7 protein-coding genes and 3 pseudogenes are annotated in these 8,239 nt (G+C 65.3%); 5 read left to right on the forward strand and 5 right to left on the reverse strand.

Translation table 11 applies throughout. The features are described 5' to 3' along the window. Nucleotides 1-109: 109 nt before the first annotated feature. Both AB0C96_RS42740 and AB0C96_RS42745 read right to left on the reverse strand, forming a co-directional pair. Nucleotides 110-1,909: a DEAD/DEAH box helicase gene (locus tag AB0C96_RS42740; RefSeq protein WP_362925673.1), complete on the reverse strand. Its 1,800-nt coding sequence runs from the start codon at nt 1,907-1,909 to the stop codon at nt 110-112. A 4-nt stretch (nt 1,910-1,913) separates the two neighbouring features. Then, on the reverse strand, nt 1,914-3,548 hold the full coding sequence (locus AB0C96_RS42745) for an MFS transporter (protein WP_362925675.1): 1,635 nt from the start codon (nt 3,546-3,548) through the stop codon (nt 1,914-1,916). A gap of 360 nt (nt 3,549-3,908) precedes the next feature. Here AB0C96_RS42745 and AB0C96_RS42750 point away from each other — a divergent pair. Then, nucleotides 3,909-4,246 (forward strand): annotated as a pseudogene (locus AB0C96_RS42750) (transposase); the annotation flags it as partial. A gap of 9 nt (nt 4,247-4,255) precedes the next feature. Here the strand turns inward: AB0C96_RS42750 and AB0C96_RS42755 are convergent. Then, nucleotides 4,256-4,484: pseudogene (locus AB0C96_RS42755) on the reverse strand (VOC family protein); the annotation flags it as partial. 218 nt (nt 4,485-4,702) lie between these two features. Between AB0C96_RS42755 and AB0C96_RS42760 the strand changes: the two are divergent. Continuing rightward, entirely contained in the window at nt 4,703-5,176 is a 474-nt protein-coding gene (locus AB0C96_RS42760) for a YfbM family protein (RefSeq protein WP_362925677.1), read from the forward strand. Between the two features lie 35 nt (nt 5,177-5,211). Here AB0C96_RS42760 and AB0C96_RS42765 read toward each other — a convergent pair. After that, nucleotides 5,212-5,613 (reverse strand): annotated as a pseudogene (locus tag AB0C96_RS42765) (transposase); the annotation flags it as partial. 443 nt (nt 5,614-6,056) lie between these two features. On the opposite strand from AB0C96_RS42765, the gene AB0C96_RS42770 reads away from it, so the two are divergent. Beyond that, nucleotides 6,057-6,680 (forward strand): Tat pathway signal protein, encoded by a 624-nt coding sequence (locus AB0C96_RS42770; protein ID WP_362925678.1) that lies wholly within the window; start codon nt 6,057-6,059, stop codon nt 6,678-6,680. Between the two features lie 322 nt (nt 6,681-7,002). On the opposite strand, the gene AB0C96_RS42775 is transcribed toward AB0C96_RS42770, so the two are convergent. After that, nucleotides 7,003-7,659 (reverse strand): Tn3 family transposase, encoded by a 657-nt coding sequence (locus AB0C96_RS42775; RefSeq protein WP_362925680.1) that lies wholly within the window; start codon nt 7,657-7,659, stop codon nt 7,003-7,005. On the opposite strand from AB0C96_RS42775, the gene AB0C96_RS42780 reads away from it, so the two are divergent. Continuing rightward, nucleotides 7,581-7,748, forward strand: coding sequence for a hypothetical protein (locus tag AB0C96_RS42780; RefSeq protein ID WP_362925683.1), 168 nt, complete (start codon nt 7,581-7,583; stop codon nt 7,746-7,748). The two genes, AB0C96_RS42775 and AB0C96_RS42780, sit on opposite strands and share 79 nt — an antisense overlap. A gap of 309 nt (nt 7,749-8,057) precedes the next feature. Continuing rightward, the coding region (locus tag AB0C96_RS42785; protein WP_362925682.1) for a ferredoxin at nt 8,058-8,239 on the forward strand (182 nt) is incomplete at its 3' end.

The raw sequence follows: 8,239 nt of genomic DNA on the forward strand, positions 1-8,239 counted from the left end.
CCGCAAGGCCCCGCGCTGGGCGGGCGCCTGGTCTCTGTACTCAGCCCTTCGGTGACCATGGCCGAACGCTGTGGCGGGGGGTACGGAGCGAGGGATTGTCGGGCATAGGTCAGCTGTCTCGCTTCCGGCGCAGGATCGCAATGAGACGGTCATCGTCCAAGCGAGTCAATTCGGCGACACCTGACATATCGGCAATATCGGAGAGCGCGGATTTGCGCGAGTGCATGGCCGCGATGCACTCCTCGACGGTGGTCCCCGTGGTCAGAGTGGTGACGGTGACGGTGCGGGTCTGACCGATCCGATGGACTCGATCGGAGGCCTGCGCTTCCACGGCCGGATTCCACCATCGGTCGAAGTGAATGACATCGGCTGCGCGGGTGAGAGTGAGCCCGGTTCCCCCAGCCTTCAGGCTGAGCACCAGCACTTTCGGACCGTTGTCGGCCTGGAACCGGCGGACGATGTCGTCCCGTTGCTTCTGATTCAAGCCGCCATGGAAGAACGGCACGCGCACACCGAACTGTTCGCCGCAGTGTCGCACCAGCAGCTCACCGGTCTGCCGGTACTGGGTGAAAATCAGGGTTGGCGAGCCACTTTCGAGATTGTTGGTCACAATGTCGGTGCAAAGGTCGAACTTTCCCGACCTTCCTGACAGCTCATCGAGGTCACCGGTGATCAGGCCCGGGTGATTGCAGACCTGTTTGAGCGCGGTCAGGGCTGCCAACACCTTGGTCTGGCGCTGTGCGCCGCTGCCGAAGCCGTCGTCGATCGCCTGCTCCAGCAGTTGGTCGTACAACTGCTGCTGTTCCTCAGTGAGGTCGCAGATCAGGTCGGCGTGGATCTTGGGTGGGAGCGAGCCCGCGACCTGGGACTTCTTCCGCATCAACACGATCGGCTCGATTGCCCCGCGCAGTCGGGCAGCGGCGGCGAGGGAGCCGTCCGCGATCGGCCGGGCAAAGCGACGACGGAACTGCGTCTTGTGCCCGAACAGTTGCGGTGCGACCAGATTGAGCAGCGCCCAAAGCTCCTCGAGGTGATTCTCGACGGGCGTTCCGGTCAAGGCGATTCGCGCGTCGGCCGCGATGGTTCGTGCGGCCTTCGATATCTGGGTGCGGGGGTTCTTCAACACCTGCGCCTCATCGAAAACCGCAGTGGCCCAATAATGCTCCATCATGATAGGGCCGTGTATGCGTAGCGTCGGGTAGCCGGTGATCACCACCGTCCCGCTATCCACTGCTTTCAGCGGCCCGCCACGCCAGATTATCGTTCGCAGGTCAGGTGCGAACCGCGCGATTTCGTGCGCCCAGTTCCCGACCAGCGACGTGGGACACACCACCAGCTGTGGCCCCTCCTCGGCGCGCCCGGCGATATAGCCGATGGCCTGCAGTGTCTTACCGAGCCCCATTTCGTCGGCAAGCACCGCGCCGCCGTGTGCGTCGACGGTCTCACGCAACCAGCTCACACCGCGAACCTGATATGGCCGCAGCTCGGCGGTCAGCGCCGTGCGCAGTTCGGTCGCAACAGCATTGGTGTGCCGGAAGACGGCCACGGCATGCTCCGCCGACGTCACGGCGACACCGGTGGCATCGGGAACGGCATGCGCTGCGATCGGCAGGGCCGAATCGCCGCCCGCAATCCGCGCCCGCCAGCCATCCACCGACCGACCAGGCGAGTCGAGGGGCGCGCTGGCGAGCCTGTCCGGCTCGATCAGCGCGCAGTCGACGTCGGCCACCTCAAACCCGCCATGGTCCGGCGTCGGAACAACCAAGGCAACTGTCCCGACATCACCGACCGGCGGGGCAGCCCCCACGGCGCGGCCGGACCAGGTCCACAAGGCAAACATATGACGGTCGGGCAAGTACGTGGCTTGACTGTCAAGCAGGGCACCAGGAAGTTTTTGCGCGATTCCCATCGTGTCAGTGGCCGCCCACGTCATTGCCCTCATAAGCGGGTTGGCTATCGGCCCCAGAATGGGGGGTCGCCCCATTCACTGAGCGGCTGCCTCCTCGATCGAAGTCCGGCTCCTGTACCAGCCCCGTGGGCTTTCCGACAGGACGCAGGGCAATCACCAGCACAGCTGCTCCGAAGAGCGCGATGAGCATGATCCAGACTGCGCCGACGTGCATCGCGTGAACGAACGCATCATCGGCAGCGTGCGCAAGAGTGGGCCGGTGGATCGCGGTGGCGACATGCCGGGCCTGTTCGGCGGAGACCCGCGCCCGGTCCTGCACCGGCCCGGGTACATCGCTCAGCGAGGGTTCGATCGCGCGCCGATACACGATCGACATGATCGTGCCGCCAACCGCGATCCCGATCACGCTGCCGGTCTGTCGCACGGTGTTGGTGACGGCCGACCCGGCACCGGCCCGTTCCAACGGCAGGGAGCTGATCAATGCTGCCGTCACCGGGCCGAGCACCATGCCGATGGAGAGGCCCTGGACCAAAGACAGGGCCCCGATCCAGACGAGTGGGGTGTGCAGTCCGAGGAACCCGTACGCGCCCATGGTCAGCGCCGCCACGGTGAGCGCCGGTGCGGTGACAGGTCGTAGCGACCAGTGGCGTACCAGACGTGCGCCAAGGGGCGCCCCCAGAATCGCACCGAGTGCGGTCGGAAGACTGACCAAGCCCGCCTCGATCGGCGAAAAGCCGCGTGCGCCCTGTAGATAGAACGCGCTATAGAAGGTGACGGCGGCCACGGCAAAGAGAAGCAATCCGAGCGCCGCGTTGCCGCCACCGAATGCGCATTGCGCGAGCAGTCGGGGATCGAAGCTAGGGGCCTTGATTCGCAGTTCGACGAGTACGAAAGCGGCCAGCAGGACCAGTCCGACGGCGATCGGCGCCCAGACATCTGCACGACTCCAGGCGGCCACCTGCCCTGCACGGATCAGCCCGTAGGCCAACGCCGCGAGCCCGCTTATCGACAGCGACATCCCAGCCGGGTCCAGCGGCCGCAGGACGGGGCTGCGGAAATTCGGGACCAACATGGCGATCCCGGCCAACGCCAGCGCCACGACGGGAACATTGACCAGAAAGACCGAGCCCCACCAGAAATGCTCGAGGAGCAACCCTGCCAACACCGGGCCTACAGCCATTCCGACACCGGCGGACGTCGAGGAAATGGCGATCGCGGTTGCCCGCGCGGGCCCGGTGAAGGTCCACATAAGGATGGCCAAGTTGGCGGGCATGATCAGCGCGCTGCCCACTCCCATCGCGGCTCGGGCGGCAACCAGTTGGTCTGCGTCGCTTGCGTACGCCGCCCACACCGAGGACCCGGCGAAGACCATCAATCCGGTTGCGAGCACAGTTCGGTGACCGAAGCGATCACCCAGTGCGCCTGCGGTGAACATCAAGGTGGCGAAGGCCAGAGTGTATGAGCCTGTGGCCCATTGAAGCTCGGCCGGGCTGGCATCCAGTCCGCGGACCGGGTCTGCAAGCGTCTCCAAGGTGGTACTCAGGACGGTGTTGTCCAGCCAGATCAGCAGCGAGCACAACATGAGAACGGCAAGGATCAACTGGTGCCTGAACTTCGGCAACGTTGGGGACGTGGTCATGAATACCCTCGGGTGCGATCGGTAAAAACCTGAGGATGGGACCGTAGGCAATGGTCGCTCCTCTGTCAATTTCTGAGTGCGCGTGAACAACTGTTGTGCGGGTGTGGTTTTAGCGAGTCCCCGGGGGCATATCCTCACGCCCCTGTCAATTCCCGAGTTCCCGTAAACAAACGTTGTGCGCTGCGGTTTTAACAGGTCGCCGGGGACATATCTTCACGCCCCTGTCAATTTCTGAGCCTCCTGTTTAACCTCGTGTGTGCTCCGACCTGCTGATATCCCCAGTTTCCGGGGACACATGACGCGGCCGTCCTCCACTCTTCGAGGTGCCGAGTAACGAAGTGTGAAGGAGCGGCCGCTGAGTTGGCTGCCGGGCACCGGCGCGGGCACGGGGCGATGTACGACGCGGTCCGTCACAGCTGATTGGACCCGCGCTGCCTGCACGGGCTGCTTGCCTCCACCCCGTTGCCGCGCGCCACCGATGGGCGGATCGTCCGCGCGGTGGACGTGAGCAACCGACTGCGTCCCGATACCCCTACCAGCCCGGACCTGTTGTTCTGCCACGTCTACGGGAGAGGTCGAAGTGCCGACCAGATGATCCCCGGCTGGCCCAACTCCTTGGTCGCCTTCCTGGAGATGGACGGACGTCGTGGACCGCGGTGCTGCACGCCGCCCATCTCGATCCGGCCGACAACGCCTCGCGGTACTCCTTCACCGAGGAGCCCGGCGACATCTGCGCGCAGCGCGAGGAGGCGCAGCAACTGCACAGGGGGTTTCCTTGGGCGCGGGCCGGTGGCGCTGCTTGCGGCTTGTCCGCTGCCCGATGCGGAGGTAGTTGCCGCCGGGAGGTCATGAGTAACTGCCGCACGCCGTACGACGTGTTCCTCAGTGGCCGATTCGCGGCAGTCCGCGGGTCGGGATCCTCCCGTACGCCTCCTTCCAGGGTCTCGCCTCTCCATCCGGGCGCCGTCCGCCCACCAGAGCCGACGGGCACACGGCAGCCAACGACTCAACGACCTGGAGTGCTGGCCGCGCGACAGCGCACGTTCGACGGGCGCCCCGCCTTCCGTCCCTACGCTCGGACTGTCAGTGCGACGTGGAACACTCGCTCGTCGAATCGATGGATCGATCTCAACTCGATGATGGGGGCTGCCTTCATGGGCATGGTCATCTCGTTCACACGCGTGACACCAGAGGAGCTGGACAAGGCAGTGAAGGACCCTGAGTGGGCCGAAGAATTCCTCTGGGAGGTCGACGAGCTCCGGCCGGACAACCCCGGCGCCGACCTCGACAAGGCCTGGGCCGGCCTGGAGTTCCTGCTTGGCGAGGCCGATGAGTCCATTGAATTCCTGATGGACGGTGACCCGATAGACGACGAAGGCACGCTGTTCAGCTGGAGCGTCGAGAGCGTCCAGGACGTGGCGAAGAGGCTGCGCGCGCTGCCGTGGGAGCGGTTGGCCACCCATTACGACCCGGTTCAGATGGCCAAGGAAAAGGTGTACCCCAACATCTGGGACCCCGAGAACGAATTCGAACTCGAGTACCTGAAGTGGGCCTACGACGAGCTGGTGGCCTTCTTCGACGCCACGGCCCGCTTGGAGTCGCCGGCGCTGATGAGCTTCAGCTTCTGATGAGCCAAGAGCCCCTGACGCAATGTTGGTTCCCGTCGGCGCCGGCAGATGAGTGAGCATCTGAGGCCTGGGAAGGCTTCGTGGATGTCGTGGCGGGTCTCCCAGCGGGTACACAGGCGTCGGAAGCCGTACAGGAGGGCGATGGTCCGTACCACTGCCCATGGTTTGGTGCCCAGGCCGGAGCCGCGTTCGGTGCCGTGGCGGGCGATGACCGGATTGATGCCCCTCGCTCAGGTTTGGCGGCGGCAGCAGTCACGGTCGTAGCCACCATCGGCGTAGATCTTCTTGGGGCGCTGCCGTGGCCGGCCGCGTTTGCCGCGAATGGGCGGTATCGCGGCCGGCAGAGGCGTGAGCTGTATGACGTCGCTGCGATTGCCGCCGGTCAGTGTCACGGCCAGAGGGATGCCGATGGCGTCGCGGATCGCGTGGTGTTTGGAGCTCAAGAACCCCTGACGGAAAGACCTCAGGCGTCTTAGGTTCTGTCCGGGCGATCATGACTGTAGGGCGACACCGTGCTCTGGTGCGGCCCGGCTGCGACGTCTGACCAGCGGCATAACTCAGTTGGTGCATCCGTGGTTCATGGCGATCCGGCGGGCCACCCGACGCGCGGCAGACGTGCCTGACCTCCTTGGCCCACTCATCCAGCGCATCGCCGAACTCGTCGATCAGTTCTTCGTTCGTGCTTCCCAACCCGGTAGACCCTTCCCTCTTGCACGTCGACACCAGATTCCGCAGGTCGCGGCGGTGAAAGTTGCACTGCAACATGCACCTCCCCGACGCCTGTGGTCTCGCTCGATTCCCCTGGGCACCCTCGATTCTGACGGCGCATCCACCTCGCCGACGTATCCCGAAAGTCTCCGAGACACGAGAGGAACAAACCATGATTCGAACGAAGGTTCGCAAGGGTCGCGCCAGGTCGACCCTCCTGGCTGCGGCACTGCTGGGCGCGATGACGCCCGCTCTCCTGCCCGCCGCACAGGCGGACGCCGCAGCCGGCGGGCGAGTCTGCTTCTTCCGGGACGCCGAGGGCGCCGGTGGCGCCGGGCACGTCGCCTGGGCGCTGCGGGACCCCGGGAACAGCAAGCGCTGGATCTGGGGCTCGACCGACAACGCCCAGGGAGACAGCTACACCCCGGCAGGTGAGAACAACGGCAGCTGGATGACGAGCGGCAGCTGGAACGACATCCGGGCGAGCCTCGGGCCGGACCCCGGCCACCACAAGAACCGCTACGACGCCTACCGGTGCATCGACACCGCCAGCGGCGACGTCGCCGCCGCGCAGCGCACGTTCAGGGCCATGAGGGACAACGGCTACCAGATCGCGTACAACAACTGCCTCACCAAGGCCATCGCGATCTTCCGCAAGTACAGCCCGGCCTTGGGCAGCGCCCACCTGCCCAATGGTGGCGGCACCCGGCCCAACTCCTACTTCGGGCCGATCCTGACCAAGCACGCCCGAGGCTGGGAGACGCCCCACACCTACACCCCGATCCGCCACAAGTAGGGAGCAGTCAACATGTGCCAGCGATGCAAGGGCAACGGCAAGTGCACCACCTGCGACGGCTCCGGATTCCGAGGCTGGAGCGGAGCCAAGTGCAGCAGCTGCAAGGGAAGCGGCGACTGCAAGGCGTGTGACGGCCGAGGCTGAGCACACGAACCAGAGGGCAGGGGCCCAGGTCCCTGCCCTCCCCCCATGCGGAACTCCAGGCATGCAGGAGCGCGCGGAGTCTCCGTGCCGCTCCGTCTGAGCAGCGAACCAAGCCGAACCCGATACGGTTCCCGGCTCGCGACACGCGGGCCGTCGCATCCAGTCGCAAAGAGAGGGATCAATGCCTGCGTGGTTGATCATCGCAGACGAGACGGTTACGGCCGATGGCGCAGCAACGCATCGGCAGATAAAGGTCGTTCGGCCCGTGAACGGAAACAAGTCCAGGGAAGAGGCGCTCGTCGAGCTGTACAAGGTGGCCAAGAGCCACGTGCCCGACTCGCTGAAAGGCCCACGCGTAGTTGGGCGTGAGGCGGAACGTGCCGTACGGGTTGATGTTCGACCAGAACAAGGCGGTCAGGCCGGGCCGGTCCTCATCAACCAGCTTGTTCGCCCAGGCCTGTTCGGCGAGGACCAGCCGAAGCAGCAGGGTGTTGATTGAGCATGAGCGCGGAGTGAAGCAGGTGCAGGGCGAGCATCGCGATCTCTGCGTGCTCCTTGTCCGGGCTGGTGAGAGCGCCGTCCCTGCCGTAGTGCAGGACGAGTTCGCGCTGTTCCAGTTCTCCACGACCTGGAGGCCACCGTGGATCTCGCGGCGAAGGTCAGGGCTGGCGAGGTAGTCGTAGGGGAAGATCGTGCGGACCGCGCGGCCGAGTTCTTCAACTCGGCCGTGAGCTGCCTCTCGACCCACCGCTCGGCGTGAGCGTTGATCTTCTGCACCAGGGCGATCAGCAGGTCCCCCACGGCGTCGCTGATCTCCGCCCGCCGGGAGGAGCACTGCGCCGCGAGCAGCGCGATCCGTACGTCCTCGGCGGTGTCGCCTCCGGAAATTCACCCGGAAAGCCCAACGAGGCGGCTTGGCACTGAGAAACGACAGGCAAGCGACCCTGGAACCTACTGACGGGTTACTTGTTCCCTGGTGTGCAGGTGATGTACGCGCGAGCTACGCTTTTGAGAACAAGGTCAGGTTCTCCAGGCGGTCTTGCAGACAGCGGTCGCTCTACTCGCGATGATCAATTCTTACTGTGGAGACCCGACGGGCACGGTGCACCCCCCTCGCACTTCGCAGGGGTGGACAACGGTCGAATACCTTCTCTCCAGGCCTGTCGCGCACATTGCGTGCCGGAGTGGCACCGGCCTCAGGGTCCGCAGCTTGCAGTCCCTGCGGAGGTCGGGATGAGAGTTGTCGTTGATCTTTCCCGGTGCGAAGGGTACGCCCAGTGCGCGTTCCTGGCTCCGGACGCGTTCCGGATGCACGGCGAAGAAGCGCTGATGTACGACCCGAACCCCGACGACGCCCAGCGCGACCAGGTGCTGCGCGCCGCGGCGGCCTGCCCGGTCCAGGCGATCCTGGTCGA

Origin of the sequence: Streptomyces sp. NPDC048506 (genome assembly GCF_040651315.1) — a bacterium.
GTDB lineage: Bacteria > Actinomycetota > Actinomycetes > Streptomycetales > Streptomycetaceae > Streptomyces.